The organism is Enterovibrio gelatinilyticus, assembly GCF_028683095.1.
Classification (GTDB): domain Bacteria; phylum Pseudomonadota; class Gammaproteobacteria; order Enterobacterales; family Vibrionaceae; genus Enterovibrio; species Enterovibrio gelatinilyticus.
In genome coordinates this window covers 70,948-86,875 of record NZ_JAJUBC010000008.1, presented here as the reverse complement: position 1 = coordinate 86,875, position 15,928 = coordinate 70,948, and the positions used below count along the sequence as shown (strand labels likewise).

14 protein-coding genes are annotated in these 15,928 nt (G+C 46.2%); 9 read left to right on the top strand and 5 right to left on the bottom strand.

The window, feature by feature from the left end; genetic code table 11:
- Nucleotides 1-158: 158 nt before the first annotated feature.
- The 7 genes from LRP50_RS08890 (at nucleotide 159) to choV (ending at nucleotide 8,716) form a co-directional block, all read left to right on the top strand.
- Nucleotides 159-1,370: a cation:proton antiporter gene (locus tag LRP50_RS08890; protein WP_274164104.1), complete on the top strand. Its 1,212-nt coding sequence runs from the start codon at nucleotides 159-161 to the stop codon at nucleotides 1,368-1,370.
- Nucleotides 1,371-1,700: 330 nt separating this feature from the next.
- On the top strand, nucleotides 1,701-2,294 hold the full coding sequence (betI, locus tag LRP50_RS08885) for a transcriptional regulator BetI (RefSeq protein ID WP_274164103.1): 594 nt from the start codon (nucleotides 1,701-1,703) through the stop codon (nucleotides 2,292-2,294).
- Nucleotides 2,295-2,310: 16 nt separating this feature from the next.
- Entirely contained in the window at nucleotides 2,311-3,771 is a 1,461-nt protein-coding gene (gene betB, locus LRP50_RS08880; RefSeq protein ID WP_274164102.1) for a betaine-aldehyde dehydrogenase, read from the top strand.
- Between the two features lie 18 nt (nucleotides 3,772-3,789).
- The gene (gene betA / locus LRP50_RS08875) at nucleotides 3,790-5,478 is read left to right on the top strand and encodes a choline dehydrogenase (RefSeq protein WP_274164101.1); all 1,689 of its coding nucleotides are present in this window, start codon (nucleotides 3,790-3,792) and stop codon (nucleotides 5,476-5,478) included.
- Nucleotides 5,479-5,619: 141 nt separating this feature from the next.
- Nucleotides 5,620-6,570 (top strand): choline ABC transporter substrate-binding protein, encoded by a 951-nt coding sequence (locus LRP50_RS08870; protein ID WP_274164100.1) that lies wholly within the window; start codon nucleotides 5,620-5,622, stop codon nucleotides 6,568-6,570.
- A gap of 104 nt (nucleotides 6,571-6,674) precedes the next feature.
- The gene (gene choW, locus LRP50_RS08865) at nucleotides 6,675-7,523 is read left to right on the top strand and encodes a choline ABC transporter permease subunit (protein WP_274164099.1); all 849 of its coding nucleotides are present in this window, start codon (nucleotides 6,675-6,677) and stop codon (nucleotides 7,521-7,523) included.
- 2 nt (nucleotides 7,524-7,525) lie between these two features.
- Nucleotides 7,526-8,716: a choline ABC transporter ATP-binding protein gene (gene choV, locus LRP50_RS08860; protein ID WP_274164098.1), complete on the top strand. Its 1,191-nt coding sequence runs from the start codon at nucleotides 7,526-7,528 to the stop codon at nucleotides 8,714-8,716.
- Nucleotides 8,717-8,803: 87 nt separating this feature from the next.
- Here choV and LRP50_RS08855 read toward each other — a convergent pair whose 3' ends face one another.
- The 4 genes from LRP50_RS08855 to LRP50_RS08840 form a co-directional block, all read right to left on the bottom strand.
- On the bottom strand, nucleotides 8,804-9,139 hold the full coding sequence (locus LRP50_RS08855) for a PBPRA1643 family SWIM/SEC-C metal-binding motif protein (RefSeq protein WP_274164097.1): 336 nt from the start codon (nucleotides 9,137-9,139) through the stop codon (nucleotides 8,804-8,806).
- A gap of 109 nt (nucleotides 9,140-9,248) precedes the next feature.
- Nucleotides 9,249-10,505 carry a leucine-rich repeat-containing protein kinase family protein gene (locus LRP50_RS08850; RefSeq protein WP_274164096.1) on the bottom strand — a complete coding sequence of 419 codons (1,257 nt, stop codon included), beginning with the start codon at nucleotides 10,503-10,505 and terminating at the stop codon, nucleotides 9,249-9,251.
- Between the two features lie 242 nt (nucleotides 10,506-10,747).
- Nucleotides 10,748-11,776: a methionine synthase gene (locus LRP50_RS08845; protein WP_274164095.1), complete on the bottom strand. Its 1,029-nt coding sequence runs from the start codon at nucleotides 11,774-11,776 to the stop codon at nucleotides 10,748-10,750.
- A gap of 31 nt (nucleotides 11,777-11,807) precedes the next feature.
- On the bottom strand, nucleotides 11,808-12,782 hold the full coding sequence (locus LRP50_RS08840) for a DUF1852 domain-containing protein (RefSeq protein WP_274164094.1): 975 nt from the start codon (nucleotides 12,780-12,782) through the stop codon (nucleotides 11,808-11,810).
- Between the two features lie 314 nt (nucleotides 12,783-13,096).
- Here LRP50_RS08840 and LRP50_RS08835 point away from each other — a divergent pair, with 314 nt between their 5' ends.
- The gene (locus tag LRP50_RS08835) at nucleotides 13,097-13,909 is read left to right on the top strand and encodes a sulfite exporter TauE/SafE family protein (RefSeq protein WP_274164093.1); all 813 of its coding nucleotides are present in this window, start codon (nucleotides 13,097-13,099) and stop codon (nucleotides 13,907-13,909) included.
- Between the two features lie 226 nt (nucleotides 13,910-14,135).
- Here the strand turns inward: LRP50_RS08835 and LRP50_RS08830 are convergent, their stop codons facing one another.
- On the bottom strand, nucleotides 14,136-14,381 hold the full coding sequence (locus tag LRP50_RS08830) for a hypothetical protein (protein ID WP_274164092.1): 246 nt from the start codon (nucleotides 14,379-14,381) through the stop codon (nucleotides 14,136-14,138).
- 367 nt (nucleotides 14,382-14,748) lie between these two features.
- On the opposite strand from LRP50_RS08830, the gene LRP50_RS08825 reads away from it, so the two are divergent.
- Nucleotides 14,749-15,903, top strand: coding sequence for a porin (locus LRP50_RS08825; RefSeq protein WP_274164091.1), 1,155 nt, complete (start codon nucleotides 14,749-14,751; stop codon nucleotides 15,901-15,903).
- The last annotated feature ends 25 nt before the right edge of the window (nucleotides 15,904-15,928 follow it).

The window sequence follows — 15,928 nt, the reverse complement described above, 5'->3', positions numbered from 1 at the left end:
CGGGTATTGCGTTTGAGTCGATCCGCTGCACACTTAAAGAGAACTCATACTCGTTTTCTTTTCATTGAATGCAGCTCTTTGAATGCATTTAAGGGAATGGCACTCGAGTTTTGCCCATTCATCGAGTACACATCTAATAACAATCACATGGAGTGATGATGACTGAATCAGTACCTACGCTGGTGACATATGCGGTTTTGGGGTGGATGGCGCTCAATGTCATCTTTTATATCTCGGAAAAATGGATGGTGTTTTCTGACATCATTTGGATTTTGCTAGCAGGCATTGCTTATGGCTGGGTGTCGACCAATCCAGACTCAGGTTTGCCGGAGCTGGTAATGGACCCTGATGTCGTTCTGTATGTCTTCGTTCCGTTGTTGATCTTCGCATCGACGAAGAAAATGTGTTTGTTCCATTTCAGGCCTATTATTGTGCCCGCGGTGATTGCGGGAACATTCGGTATCGTGGTGAGTATGTTAACCGTTGGTTTGGCTATTCACTGGTTATTGGACGTGGCGTTACTGCCTGCATTGTTGTTTGGCGTGATCATCTCAGCAACTGATCCACTTGCGGTGAGTGCGTTGTTCAAGGGCAATGAAAGTATCACTGAAAATCAAAAATTACTGATTGAGGGGGAATCGATCCTCAATGATGGTTTTGTTGTGACCGTAGCAGGTATTCTCGCGTTGCTGATTTTCAGCATGACGAGTTTTAGTGTTGTTGATACCAGTGTGAGTTTTGTTACGCACATCGCTGGCGCATTAATCAGTGGGGCAGTGCTTGGTAGATTGGCGCGTTTTATTCTTCGTTTGATGCACACGTCGCATTACATACTTACTACTAACATTACGCTCGCCCTAGCCTATGGCAGCTTCGTTGTGGCCGAAACCATGCATTTTTCTGGCATTCTCGCGGTGTTTGCAGCGGCACTTGCGTATGGTTACAAACCAGACAAAGACAGCACAAATCGCCTCGCTGAAGAAAGAGTGTGGGAGTACCTCGATTATGCAGCCAATGCCTTGTTGTTTTTCCTGCTCGGCACCAGCTTCTTCGCGCTTACGGCGAATACCGATTTACCCATTAGCTACGCTCTGCTAGCCGTGGGACTTTTGTTTGCGGGTCGATTTGTGGCGCTTTCAGTGTTGCAGCCAGTCATGCGTGTGGAAGGCATGCGACTGTCGATGAATGAGTTTTGGTTACTGAACTTTTCAGGGGCACGGGGAGCCGTTTCGGTGGCACTTATCTTGCTATTGCCTGCTGATTTTCAATACCAGTCGCTTTTCTTGTCATTGGCGTTTGTGATGATTCTGTTTTCCTTGCTCGTCTACCCGTTAGTAACGGTTCGAATTTTACGCAAAATGACGAGTTGATAGTCCCGTTTTTCAGCGCTGGTTTTAACGAAAGGCAAACGCATTCACTGTGTTTGCCTTTTTCGTTTTGGATGTTTTTACTTTAAGTGAGTGGCTCACACAATGTTTCGTGGTCTAAATAATCGCCAGTTGAGCATTTTGACTGACTCCTCACCCATGTCTGTATTTTATTGATAAATATAACATTAATTCAAAGTGTTCATATTCGCTCACAGTTATAGCCCAATGATCATTTTGACAACGTGTGTATTATTTGTAAGTCTATTTTTAATTGAACGTTCAATCAAAAAACATTTTGGCTACATTTGTAATCAATAAAAGGAGAGGTCGATGCCAAAAGTAGGGATGCCAGCAATTCGCCGCCCGCAGTTAGTAGAGGCAACCATGTCTGCCATCGACGAAGTCGGTTTGGCAGGAGCCAGTGTTGCTCTGATTAGCCGTAAGGCGGGTGTGTCTGCTGGGATCATTAATCACTACTTTGGCGGCAAGCACGGCTTGCTTGAAGAGACCATGCGCTCAGTGATGCGGGAACTCTCTAAAGGGGTTCAATTGCGATTGTCTATCACCGACCAGAATGACGCTAAAGCACGCATTCTTGCGATTGTTGACGGTAACTTCGATGGTAATCAGGTGAGCAGTAAAGTGACCAAGACTTGGCTCGCCTTTTGGTCTCATGCCATGCACGACCCCACACTGTTTCGCCTCCAACATGTTAACGAAAGACGTTTGCTCTCTCACCTTCGCGTTGAACTCAAAAAGCTCTTGCCACCTGAACGTGCACAATTTGTTGCCCAAGGTATTGCCGCGTTGGTGGATGGTATCTGGCTTCGCGGTGCGTTAAACCCTCAAGGTATCGACACTCGCGCAGCAATCAAAACGATTGAAGATTATCTCGAACGTCAGCTTCACGATTCTCAGCCATAGAAAAGGCAAAAATTAAATGGATATTAAACAACTATACATTCACGGAGGGTACGTTGATGCCACTTCAGGTGAAACATTCAAAACACTAAACCCCGCCACGGGCGAGACTCTGGCTAGCGTGCAACAAGCGAGTCAAGCCGATGTGGATGCGGCTGTGAAATCTGCATGGGAAGGGTTTCAAGTTTGGTCAGCCATGAGTGCACCAGAACGCCGAGCCATTCTTAATCGCGCCGTTGCTATCCTGCGTGAACGCAACGATGAACTGGCCGCATTAGAAGTGCTCGACACTGGTAAGCCGATTCAAGAAGCTTTGTACGTCGATGTGGTGACAGGTGCTGATGTGATCGAATATTACGCTGGCTTGGCGGTGTCGATTCAAGGTGAGCAGCAAAGCCTGGGTGAAAACCAATTTTTCTACACCCGTAAAGAGCCGCTAGGCGTTTGCGCAGGTATTGGAGCATGGAATTACCCCATTCAAATCGCCATGTGGAAAGCGGGCCCCGCGCTTGCTGCGGGTAATACCATGGTGTTTAAACCATCAGAAGAAACGCCATTAACTGCACTGAAATTGGCCGAAGTGTTTACTGAGGCGGGTATGCCTGCCGGCGTGTTTAACGTCGTGCAGGGTGACTACCGCGTAGGCCAAATGCTGTCTCGCCATGACGAGATTGTGAAAGTATCGTTCACGGGCGAGTGCGGGACTGGCAAGAAAGTCATGGCGGATGCGGCAGGGACGCTGAAGTCGGTCACCATGGAACTGGGCGGTAAATCTCCGCTGATCGTGTTTAACGATGCGGATCTCGATAACGCAGTCTCTGGTGCCATGCTTGCTAACTTCTATACACAAGGCGAAGTCTGCACCAACGGCACACGCGTGTTTGTTCATGATGATATTTATGATGCCTTCATCGAAAAACTGGTGGCAAGAACGAACAAGTTGATCGTAGGAGATCCCACTCATCCTGATACCCAGATCGGCGCATTGATTTCGAAAGGGCATGTAGAAAAAGTGCTGGGGTTCATCGAGCAGGGTAAGCAAACCGAAGCGCGTTTGCTTTGTGGCGGCTACCAAGTCACGGAAGGCGAATTGGCGAAAGGAAACTTCATTGCACCGACTGTGTTTGCGGATTGCACTGATGACATGCCCCATGTGAAAGATGAGATCTTTGGCCCCGTGATGTCTATTTTGCGCTTTAGTGATGAACAAGAAGTGATTACTCGCGCTAATAACACCAAGTATGGACTCGCAGCGGGCGTATTCACCACTAACTTCTCCCGCGCACACCGCGTGATAGCCAAGCTACAGGCCGGTATTTGTTGGATCAATAACTGGGGCGCTTCTCCGGCGGAAATGCCAGTCGGCGGCTATAAGCAATCGGGCATTGGGCGTGAAAATGGCGTTCAAACATTGAGCTTCTATACCCAAACCAAAAGCGTTTACGTTGAGTTGGGTGATGTAGACAGCCCGTACGCGTAAAAGGATTTTTAAAGCATCATGGCAGTTGAAACAGAATTTGATTACATCATTGTTGGCGCAGGGTCGGCAGGATGTGTATTGGCAGATCGCTTGACTGAGTCCGGCGAGCATAAAGTATTGATCCTTGAAGCGGGTGGCACAGACAGAAGCATTTTCATTCAAATGCCGACGGCACTGTCGTACCCAATGAACACCGAAAAATACGCGTGGCAGTTTGAAACCCAAAAAGAGTCAGGCTTAGACGGTCGTAAGCTGCATTGTCCACGTGGCAAGGTACTTGGCGGCAGCTCATCCATCAACGGAATGGTGTACGTTCGCGGTCATGCTTGTGATTTTGATGAATGGGAAGCCAATGGCGCACAAGGTTGGAATTATCAATCATGTCTTCCGTACTTTAAACGTGCAGAAACTTGGGTGGGTGGTGAAGACGAATACCGCGGTGGTAGCGGCCCTGTCGGAACGTGCAATGGCAATGATATGGCGCTAAATCCGCTTTACCGAGCATTTATTGATGCGGGTGAGCAAGCGGGTTATCCAGTCACAGAAGATTACAATGGTTATCAGCAAGAGGGCTTTGGCCCAATGCATATGACCGTGGATGGCGGTGTGAGAGCATCAACTTCGAATGCGTACCTTCGACGCGCTTTGAAGCGCAATAACCTCACGTTAATTAAAGGCGTGACGGTCAACAAGATATTGCTTCGCGGAAAGCAAGCTTTGGGCGTTTCATACAGCAAAGGTGGCAACCACCACGAGGTAAATGCGCGTAAAGAAGTGATCAGCGCGGCAGGTTCAATTGGTTCACCACAACTGCTGCAGCTTTCAGGCATCGGCCCTAAAGCAGTATTAGAAAATGCGGGTGTTGAAGTGAAACACGAATTGCCTGGTGTGGGCGAGAATCTGCAAGATCACCTCGAAGTCTATTTCCAGTATTTCTGTAAACAACCCATCACTCTGAACGGCAAGCTTGGTTTGATCAGCAAAGGCTTGATCGGTACGCGTTGGATTTTGTTTAAAGACGGTCTAGGTGCAACCAATCACTTTGAGTCGTGTGCGTTTATTCGCAGTCGAGAAGGCATTAAGTGGCCGAATATTCAATACCATTTTTTGCCAGCAGCCATTCGTTACGACGGGAAATCTGCAGTTGAAGGTCATGGATTCCAAGTTCATGTTGGGCCCAACAAGCCTGAAAGTCGTGGTTATGTACGAATCACCAGTGCCAGTCCGGACGACAAACCCGAAATTATTTTCAACTACATCAGCACAGAGCAAGACAAGCAAGATTGGCGCGATTGCATTCGCCTGACGCGTGAAATCTTGGCGCAAGACGCGTTTGCTCCGTTTGGGGATGGTGAGATCCAACCCGGCGATGGCGTGAGATCGGACGACGAGATCGACACATGGGTTAAAGCCAATGTGGAAAGTGCCTATCACCCATCCTGTACTTGCAAAATGGGGGCAGACTCAGATCCGTTAGCGGTGCTAGATGAAGCGCTTCGTGTGCGTGGTATTGAAAATCTGCGTGTGGTCGATTCATCCGTATTCCCTGTCATTACCAACGGTAATTTGAATGGCCCAACGATTATGGTGGCAGAGCGGGCAGCAGACTTGATTTTGAATAAGTCATTGATGCCTGCTGAAGGCGTGCAAGTGTGGCTGGATCCAAACTGGCAAACCCAACAAAGGCTTCATCCGTCAGCGAAATAAAACGCGAATAATGACAGCGATAAAAGCAAAAAAATAGACGTAAACCGAAGACAGAAAAACGTAAAAGCAAGGCGAATAAAAAACTGAAGGGCAAGGCTTACTGCACTGCCCACAGACAAAGAAAGGAAGAGGGAAGCAACCATGGACATGAAAAAGACTCAACGACTGACAGCACTCAGCCTGACGTTAGCAGCCAGTGTGGCTGCAGCGCCAGCGATGGCCAATCAGTGCGAGAAAGTGACGTTTTCAGATGTAGGTTGGACTGACATTACGGCGACGACTGCCGCGACGACGCTTGTACTGCAAGGTATGGGGTACGAAACCGACATACAACTATTGTCGGTACCTGTTACCTATACCTCGCTGGCAAATGGCGATGTAGACGTGTTCCTTGGCAACTGGATGCCAACCATGGAAGGTGATATTGCAAAGTATCGCGAAGCCGGCACGGTAGAAACCATCAACATGAACCTAGAAGGTGCCAAATACACGCTGGCAGTGCCAAAGTATGCGTTTGAAGGTGGCGTGAAAACGTTTGCGGATATCGCCAAGTTTGATGATGAATTCAAAGGCAGAATTTATGGTATTGAGCCGGGCAACGATGGCAACCGCCTTATTCAAGACATGATCGATACTGATGCCTTCGGCTTGAAAGCCTTTGATCTGGTTGAGTCCAGCGAAGCGGGCATGTTATCTCAGGTGAAACGCGCTGTGCGTCGTGACCAGTGGATTGTTTTTCTTGGCTGGGCGCCGCACCCAATGAACAGCAACTTTGAGCTTGAGTACTTGTCAGGCGGTGATGATTACTTCGGCCCGAACTATGGGGGGGCAAATGTGTTTACTAATGTGCGCAAAAACTTCACCGCGGAATGCCCGAACGTTGGAAAACTGCTGACGAACCAGAAATTCACGCTCGCCATGGAAAATGAAATCATGAACGGCATTTTGAATGATGGTGCGAAACCTGAAGTCGCAGCAAAAGAGTGGCTGCAGGCCAATCCAGACGCATTAACTGCATGGTTAGACGGCGTGAAAACTGCCGATGGCAAAGACGCACTACCTGCGGTTAAAGCACACCTGAATATCCAGTAATGCGCTAACTGCTGCCCGTCCGCAGTTAGTGTCGGGAGCAGCGGGTGGATAGCGGCTTTTTGTTGCCGTTATCCACCTAAACCATGATGGATTTTGGAGTACACATGAACTGGATTACTGATAATAAAATACCCCTAGGCAATTACATGGAAACCGGCGTGGATTGGCTTACGTATAACGCCGCTGGTTTTTTCGATGCGCTGTCTATTTCACTGGAATGGCTAATCCTTTCCCTTGTTGATTTAATGCAATGGTTTCCGCCTTATGTGCCTATTCTGTTGACCGCAGCGATGGCATGGCTTCTTCATCGAAGCCTGTCGCTGGTGGTATTTGTCTGCGTTGCATTGTTATTGATTCTGAATTTAGGGTACTGGCCGGAGATGATAGAGACCTTCGTGCTGGTGCTTACGGCAACATCGTTGTCTGTCATGGTGGGTGTACCTCTTGGTATTCTTGCCGCACATCGCCCTTGGCTGTATACCTTCATGCGACCCGTGTTGGACTTGATGCAAACCATTCCAACGTTTGTTTACTTGATCCCAACACTCGTGTTGTTTGGTCTGGGTGTGGTTCCAGGCCTTATCTCGACCATTATCTTCGCCATTGCTGCACCTATCCGCTTGACGTATTTGGGCATTCGTAGCGTGCCTGAAGAGTTAATAGAAGCGGGCAAAGCATTTGGTGCAACCCCAAGTAAGCTGTTGTTCAAAGTAGAATTACCCGCTGCCATGCCAAATATTATGGCGGGGATTACCCAGTGCATTATGTTGTCTCTTTCTATGGTGGTGATTGCTGCGCTGGTTGGTGCTGACGGATTAGGTAAACCTGTCATTCGTGCATTGAATACGGTGAATATCTCTCAAGGTTTTGAGGCAGGTCTTGCCATCGTATTAGTGGCTATCATTTTGGATCGCTTGTGCAAAGCGCCAGCTTCACAAGGGAAAGAGGGATAATCATGAAAGCGGTAACCATCGAAAATTTAGACGTGGTGTTTGGCCATTCATTAGATAAAAGCCTGACCTTGCTGGATGAGGGAAAAACGCGCCAAGAAATCCAAGAAGAAACGGGCAACGTGGTTGGGGTACACAATGCCACACTCAGCGTGGAAGAAGGCGAGATCTGTGTATTGATGGGGCTATCTGGCTCAGGGAAATCAAGCCTACTTCGTGCTGTTAATGGCTTGAACCCTGTGACGCGTGGCTCCCTGAAGGTACGCAATGGCGATGAAATGGTCGACCTTGCCGGGATTGATGAAACGGCATTGCGCCATTTGCGTTCACACCGTATTTCTATGGTGTTTCAAAAATTCGCCTTGATGCCGTGGCTCACCGTGGTGGACAACGTGGCATTCGGCTTAGAAATGCAGGGCGTAGCGAAAGATGAACGCCGCCGACGAGCGATGGAAAAGCTGGATATGGTGGGTTTGAGCGAGTGGCATGATAAGCATCCTCACGAGCTATCAGGCGGTATGCAGCAGCGTGTGGGTCTGGCTCGCGCGTTTTGTATGGATAGCGATATTCTCTTGATGGATGAACCTTTCTCTGCCTTGGATCCGCTCATTCGTAACCAGTTGCAAGATGAGTTATTGGAGCTTCAACGTAAGCTCAACAAAACCATTTTGTTCGTTAGCCATGACCTTGATGAAGCGCTGAAAATCGGCACTAATATCGCGATTATGGAATCAGGAAAAATCATTCAACATGGTAAGCCCGAAGACATCGTGCTGCGTCCTGAAAACCAATATGTGGAAGATTTTGTTGCCCATACCAACCCGTTGAATGTATTGCGCGGACGCTCACTCATGACAGCCATTGGCGATTTGGCTCGTGATGGGGACACTTTGTTACTGAGCCGACATGAACATACGGTACTTGAAGCCGGTGCCGATGGGAAAATAGCAAAAGCAACGCGACTTGGCATTGAATTGTCAATGGTTAACTGGCGAGAAGGCGAAAGCATTGAAGGGCTTGCTGTCGACTCGGTGGTCACCGTTTCGGCAGACATTTCTATGCGCCATGCATTGGAAGTCCGATACCGCACGGGACAGCCAGTGTTACTGAGCGATGACGAGAAAATCATCGGCGTGTTGTCAGACAATGATTTTTATCATGCATTACTAGGCAAGCACTTTTCGAACGCTGCGTAGCGATATTGTCATAGCGATACTTGAGTGACAGCCAGAAACCAAAAACGCCAACATTAAGTTGGCGTTTTTGTGTTTGAACAAGTGTGCTTATTTACCGCAGCACTTCTTGTATTTTTTCTCGCTACCGCATGAACAAGGATCGTTGCGGTTTGGCGTTTTATCAAACACGGTGGTTTGTGGTTTGCAAAGCAGTGTTTCGAATTCGGTAATCTCTTCTGGTTGCTCTGCATCTACGGTAATCGCCACAAACAACTGGTTTTCGAGCGCCTTGGCTTCAAGCTCTGCTTTACGCTCTTCAGTTTGCACCGTCAGCGTCAACGGAAGGTCTTCTGAACCCGGTTTTGCTGCACGCTTAGTGTTATAACCAAAACTTTGATACTTTGGCTTTTTCTCAATTCTGCCTTTATAGAAAAACTTAGACATGGGATTTTTCCGGGTTAGTTAAATGCGGAGAGAGGTTATACAGCAAAATGCCCGCCTAATAAACGTAATCTCGCATCGACAGGCTTATTGTGGTGTAAACGTAAGGTAACTAGCGGGCAACGGCATCTTGTAAGCGCTTAAATGCATCACTCAGCTTATCGTCTTCTCTACAGACACTCAGCAAATCTTCAATAAAGAACTTCAGTGCGCGATGTTCGATTTGGCGTAGGTTTTGTTGCTGTTCATTGGACAGCATGTGGTACATGCTCGCAGCACCAAAATCACCAAAGATGATGTTTGATTCGTCATCAAATAAGGTGTTGTGGGCGTATAAATCACCGTGACAAACCTGCTTGTCATGCATGTGATTAAACACATCTTCCATTTGATTGACCATTTTATCGATTTGCGCGATTGAAAGTGTAAACCCTGCAGGGAAGGTATCACGCGTACACGTATCAAAGTTTGGCGGTAAACCAAGATTCTTAAAGTGCGGTGGGATCAGATTCATCACCAGCGCGAGGTGATTTTTCTCGCTGACTTGAGCCAAAGGCTGCACAAGACTTGGGTGGTAGCCAACCTTCAAGCACGCGTTGAGTTCGTCCTGCGGATAACCATCGCTGGTGACTTCGCCTTTGAACACCTTCACTGCAATATCAGCAGGGTATTCGGTTTGCGGGTTGTTCCAAACGGCGTTTGAAATTACCCCAGACGCGCCTTGCCCTAATACACTTTGCAACGTGAAGCTAGACGAAGGGACGTGTGGCACCGAGTCGATGCTGTTTGACGATTTGTTTTCAGACGATTGGCAGAATGGATTCCCTGAGAACGCGAACCATGCCAATTTAGGAAGACTAAATACATGGTCTGGACAGTCTTGCAATTGGTTCGCAGAGATTCGCAATAGCTCGAGGTTGTGAAGCTCGCTCATGGTTTTTGGCAGCGTGTTTAATCGGTTACCTGCAAGCGCAAGTTTTTGCATGCGAGGACGCAGACCTAAAGAATCTGGCAAGGTTTCAATTTGGTTGTCAGTGAGGATTAGCCAACGTAGTTTCGGTGGCAGAGCATTCTCTGGAACGACACTAATCTGGTTTGACTTAAAGCCGATCATATCCAGTTCAGGGCATTGACCCAGCACTTCCGGCAGGACATTAAATCGGTTATTTGACGCAAAAAGAATTTTCAGTTTTCGCAGTTGCACAATTTCTTGTGGCAATGACGACAATTGATTGTCTGATAAATCCAGAATCTCCAACGTATCAGCAAGAGAAAGGATCTCTAAAGGGAAGGACGTTAGGTTTTCGGAAAGTTTAAGGCGTGTGATACCAGCAAGTTCGCCAGATCGTAGCTGAGAAAGAGAATGCAAAATGAAAATCCATGGTAGCGATAAAACAAACCGGGTTAGTTTACAGAAAAGAGCACCAAACCGTTAGAGGAATGCCACAGAACTCACACTGTTGATAGGGGCTTCTTAGAGGGAGACTCAGCAATAAATGCTAAGAGGTGGGCACTATTACGTATATCTGGGAAGGGCCTTTTCACCACAACATGGGAAGTTGTGGGGAACAAAAAGACCAAACCCAGCTTTCAGCAATTATTCAGTAAACATTAGGCTGAAAGTTCTTTTCGGATAATTTCCGCACCGGCACTTAGCGCATTAAGTTTGGCAGTCGCAACATGGCGAGGCAGAGGAGCCATGCCGCAGTTGGTGCAAGGGTAGAGCTTATCAGCATCGACAAACTTAAGGGCTTTTCGCAGTGTATTGGCGACTTCTTCTGGCGTTTCAATGGTATTGGTGGCGACATCAATAGCGCCTACCATCACTTTTTTACCTCGAATAAGTTCAAGCAATTCAATGGGCACATGAGAGTTGTGACATTCTAATGAGACAATATCGATATTGGATTTTTGTAGTTTAGGGAACGCTTTTTCATATTGACGCCACTCTGATCCCAACGTCTTTTTCCAATCTGTATTGGCTTTGATGCCATAGCCATAGCAAATATGGACCGCGGTTTCACACTTCAGTCCTTCGATGGCTCTTTCTAACGTCGCAATTCCCCAATCGTTGACCTCATCAAAAAACACATTAAATGCAGGCTCATCAAACTGAATAATATCAACGCCAGCCGCTTCTAACTCTTTGGCTTCTTGATTGAGAATTTTGGCAAACTCCCACGCCAGTTTTTCGCGATTTTTGTAATGATCATCGTAGAGCGTATCGATCATTGTCATTGGGCCGGGTAGTGCCCACTTGATCGGTTGACTGGTTTGCTGTCGCAAAAATTTCGCATCTTCAACAAATACTGGTTTTTGGCGCGAAACAGCGCCAACGACAGTAGGTACACTCGCCTCATAGCGGTCACGAATTTTAACGGTTTTACGTTTTTCGAAATCCACACCGTTGAGATGCTCGATAAACGTCGTGACAAAGTGTTGGCGTGTTTGCTCGCCATCACTGACAATATCTATCCCAGCCTGTTGCTGCTCATGCAGTGACAAACGTAAAGCGTCTTGCTTACCGTCTATGAGTTCATCTCCTTCTAATTTCCAAGGAGACCAAAGTGTCTCAGATTCTGCAAGCCAAGAGGGTTTTGGCAAACTGCCTGCCGTCGAAGTAGGTAATAAGTTTTTCATAATAAATGCTGCTGTATATCTGAGTGAATGATTAAGCGTATTGCGAGGACCAGAGCTCAAGAATGTTTTGGTACGGTTTGATGAAGTTTTCTTCAGCAAATTTCCCTTGATCAATCGCTAATTGGCTGCGTTCTGCTCGGTCATAAACAATTTGAGTGAGCGAATGATCTGCATTCTTTAAATTTGGCTGATAGTGCTTACCCGCGACAGCGTTTGCATTGTAAATTTCAGGCCGATAGATTTTTTGAAACGTCCCCATTGTGCTAATAGTACTGATGAGCTCAAGATTGGTGTAATCATTGAGTAAATCGCCAAAAAAGTAGAAAGCTAAAGGTGCAACACTATTGGGTGGCATAAAGTAGCGAACTTGCAATCCCATTTTCTTGAAGTATTGTTCGGTCAAAGAAGAATCATTAGGTTTATATTCATAACCTAAAACGGGATGTTGATTGTCAGTGCAATGGTAAGTTTTGTTATCAGAAACGCTTAGACAAATAACCGGTGGTTTCTTGAAATTCTGTTTGTAAGACGCTGAGTTGACGAAATGCTTGAACAGTTTTCCGTGTAATTCACCAAAGTTTTCTGGAATGCTAAATGTTGGTTGGTTCTTATTATGATTCAATAATAATACGCTAAAGTCATAATCTCTCACGTAAGAGGAGAAATTGTTACCAACAATACCCTCAGTTCTTTCATTGGTTTTGTGATCAATAATATTCGTTTTTAATATTTCGATAGAAGGGAACGCTTTACCGTCACCGTTAACATCCATATCAACAGAAATGATCTCAAGCTCGACTGAGTAACGGTCACCTTTAGGGTTGTCCCAATGGGCTAAGGTATTGAAACTGTTATCTATCATCCTAAGCGCGTTTTGCAGATTCTCTTTTCTACTCTCACCCCTTGCCAAATTGGCAAAGTTTGTCGTGATGCGGGTGCTGTTTGAAGGATGATAATTTTCATCGAGCAAGATGCTTTTTATCGTAAACGTAAAGTTGTTATTCATAGCGGTTTCCATATCCATTGTGACGAGAGGAAATCCCTGAGGGTAATTATGGTTATTCAGGGTTTTGTCCTCGAATTAATGCTCACTCTAAAAATGGCACTAATTGTGATGTCATTTAATATTACTCAATGAGTATGTTTATACGTTGATTGGCGTGAGGTTTAAAACGCTTTTATCTAACGTTCAACATGAAGAATATTCATGATCTATTCTGTTTGAATGTTTAAGTATGTCAGTTATATTGCGTGGCTCAATACGTGTGTGTTTATATTTTTTTCGTATTGGAACCAAATGTATATTAAAAGGTGAACTGAATGGGTGACGTGTTGTTGTTGGTTTTATACTGTGCAGTACTGGGTAGTGGCGTTGGGTTTTTAGCCGGACTGTTAGGTATTGGTGGCGGCTTGGTTATTGTTCCCGTGTTGAGCATCATTTTACTTCACTTCGAGGTTTTACCTTCTGAGCAGGTCGTCGTTGCTGCAATTGCAACGTCATTGGCATCAATATTATTCACATCAACTTCTTCAGCGCTTGCACACCATAAGAAAGGCAACATACCCTGGGAAATAGCGCCTTGGATAATGGTCGGAGTTGCCATTGGCGCACTTATTAGTGGCTTCATGGCTGCATTGTTGCCTGAAAGAATCGTTCGCCTAGTATTTGCTGTGAGTGTCGTGCTGATTGCACTGAAAATGTTTTATAGCAGTACAAAAAGTGACTCTTCAACCGAGCGGCAAATGCCCCACAACGGTGTGCTAACTATTTTGACGACAATCACGGGTGGATTGTCTGCCATGATAGGTATCGGTGGTGGTGCTCTGCTTGTACCTTTGCTGACGTTTTTCTCGCTTGATATGAAAAAAGCAATTGGATGTGCTTCTGCCTGCGGTATTGTCATCGCACTGTTTGGCTCAATTGGATATATCAGTTCAGGTAGTGCCCATTTTACGTTAGAAGATGGATTTGTTGGGTTTGTCTATCTCCCCGCATTGTTAGGCATCGTTTGCACGTCTTGGTTTACGGCGCCTTTAGGCGCTAAAGCGACAACGGCTTTACCTGTATCAACCATAAAGAAAGTTTTTGCCGTATTATTGTTAGCCATGGCTGCCAACATGATGCTGAATTAAGCGAGCACACATATACGCATTCAACTCTGTTGATTCACTTGTTTCATCCATTGATGAATCGATCTTTGGTCTAATCATTAGTGAATCATTGGGATGGAGACTTTAAGGCGTACGTTCTGATGTTGACTGACGATACTTATTGAATGCGGTTTGTGAAGATGATTTGGGGTTATATTGAATTTCGTCTTAAAGCGCCAACAGCGATTGGCGCTTTATTATCTGAAAATTAGTGCTTCTTCGGGCCGTTACGCACTAAGTCTTTGCCTGTTTCGAATACTTCTTGGGTTACCCAACGTGCTAATAGCAATTGGTGCTTATCATCCAATACGGCAACGAACGGGCGACCGTCAGTGTTGTTGGTCGCAAGCGCGATGCCTGCGACGTCTTTCAGCCCCAATCCACCATTTTCGATAGCGATCAGGAAGGTCTCAAGGTCTTGTAGGTTGTCGATGATATCGGTTTCGTTGTTCATGTGTTCAACACTCTTTCTGTGTTTCAAGCTTTCTGTTTGGGGATTATTTCATGGCATGCCCAGCGTGGCAATCAGGTATCCCGACTCATTACAGTGCCTTTTCAAATCCAATCTAATTTTGTTTGTTTTTCACTCTGCTCGCACGCGTATATCTGTCATTACCTCAGGGTGAAATTCTACTCAATAACCCATTTATACCGAATATCGTACGCGTTCATAAGGATGAGATTATTTCGTCCTTATGCGCAATATTCGGCCTCTGTTCTGAGCGATAGCATGAGAAATCGCTGTGAAACTTTCCTGAAATGGTGGTGGTAACAGCGAGGAGCAGTGATTCATAAAGACAAATACAGGGAGTATTAAAAAGATGAAGACTCATGCAATTCGTTTATTGCCGCTCAGTTTGGCAGTGATGAGTGTAAACGCGACAGCGGCCATCACCTTGTACGAAGATGACACTCATTCAGTCAGCACAGATCTGTTGGTGAATGTTTTTTATACCCATTCAAGCGTTGACCGACTTGCGGATTTTGACGATGCCAACAGTGGTAAGGTGAGTCGAGACCAATCGCGTGTTCGCGTTGGCTTTCTGCCGAACTACATTGGGTTTAATTACAACACTGAAACGGATGACGGTTTGAAGATAGGCGCCCGTTCCTCCTTCTGGGTAACTTTAAACGACACCGACGTGAATCGCGGTGCGGAAGGTTTGGGAACACGCTCAGGTATCGATGTTCGTCAATTCTACGCAACGGTGGATGCGGATTGGGGACAGGTTTTGCTGGGCAAAGATTTTGGTTTGTTCTCTCGCAGTAATATCCTGACGGATGAACTGTTGTTGGGACACGGCCAAACCAGTGATTTTTATGGATTGATTGATGGCGGTAACGTGTCGTTCGGTAATATTGGTTCGGGCTACACCTATCCGTTCCCGAAGGCGCAAGTCACTTATCGTAGCCCTGATATGTCGGGCGTTCAGATCGCTGTTGGTGTGATGGATCCGAATAAGAAAAGTGCGAGTAGTTCTGAAGACAGCCCGCGTTTTGAAAGTGAAATCACGTACAACAATACGTTTGATGCGCTGGATCTTAAAGCCTACATCAATGGCGTCACCCAAAGTTCGAAGGACAACGCCGGTAAAACTGATTCTAACGGCTTAGGCGGCGGTATTCGTCTAGGCTTTGCGGGCGCAGCGCTCAATGCCTCCGGTTTTAGTACTGAAGGCTTAGGTGATGTGGCGGGGTTAGATACCTTAATTTCTAATGAGCAAACCAAATCAAAAGGTTATTTGTTGCAAGGTTCTTATTCGTTTGATGCGGAGCGTCTTGTGTTGTCCTATGGTCGAACCGATGTTGAAACCAAGGGAACCACTAGCCTTGAATACGATAATTATGCCATCGCTTGGTTCCATACAGTGAATGCGAACCTGAGTTTAGTGGGAGAATATAATCGCACTGAAGTGAATGAGGGTAGAACTGAAGAAAATAATACCTTCGCGATTGGTGCGGTTGTCACGTTTTAATTCATTGCGCTCGGTGGCGTGCTAG

Bases quoted from the DNA above. Each gene is read 5' to 3' on its own strand.
- LRP50_RS08890 (WP_274164104.1), top strand. From the start codon at position 159: ATGACTGAATCAGTACCTACGCTGGTGACATATGCGGTTTTGGGGTGG.
- betI (WP_274164103.1), top strand. From the start codon at position 1,701: ATGCCAAAAGTAGGGATGCCAGCAATTCGCCGCCCGCAGTTAGTAGAG.
- betB (WP_274164102.1), top strand. From the start codon at position 2,311: ATGGATATTAAACAACTATACATTCACGGAGGGTACGTTGATGCCACT.
- betA (WP_274164101.1), top strand. From the start codon at position 3,790: ATGGCAGTTGAAACAGAATTTGATTACATCATTGTTGGCGCAGGGTCG.
- LRP50_RS08870 (WP_274164100.1), top strand. From the start codon at position 5,620: ATGGACATGAAAAAGACTCAACGACTGACAGCACTCAGCCTGACGTTA.
- choW (WP_274164099.1), top strand. From the start codon at position 6,675: ATGAACTGGATTACTGATAATAAAATACCCCTAGGCAATTACATGGAA.
- choV (WP_274164098.1), top strand. From the start codon at position 7,526: ATGAAAGCGGTAACCATCGAAAATTTAGACGTGGTGTTTGGCCATTCA.
- LRP50_RS08855 (WP_274164097.1), bottom strand. From the start codon at position 9,139: ATGTCTAAGTTTTTCTATAAAGGCAGAATTGAGAAAAAGCCAAAGTAT.
- LRP50_RS08845 (WP_274164095.1), bottom strand. From the start codon at position 11,776: ATGAAAAACTTATTACCTACTTCGACGGCAGGCAGTTTGCCAAAACCC.
- LRP50_RS08840 (WP_274164094.1), bottom strand. From the start codon at position 12,782: ATGAATAACAACTTTACGTTTACGATAAAAAGCATCTTGCTCGATGAA.
- LRP50_RS08835 (WP_274164093.1), top strand. From the start codon at position 13,097: ATGGGTGACGTGTTGTTGTTGGTTTTATACTGTGCAGTACTGGGTAGT.
- LRP50_RS08830 (WP_274164092.1), bottom strand. From the start codon at position 14,381: ATGAACAACGAAACCGATATCATCGACAACCTACAAGACCTTGAGACC.
- LRP50_RS08825 (WP_274164091.1), top strand. From the start codon at position 14,749: ATGAAGACTCATGCAATTCGTTTATTGCCGCTCAGTTTGGCAGTGATG.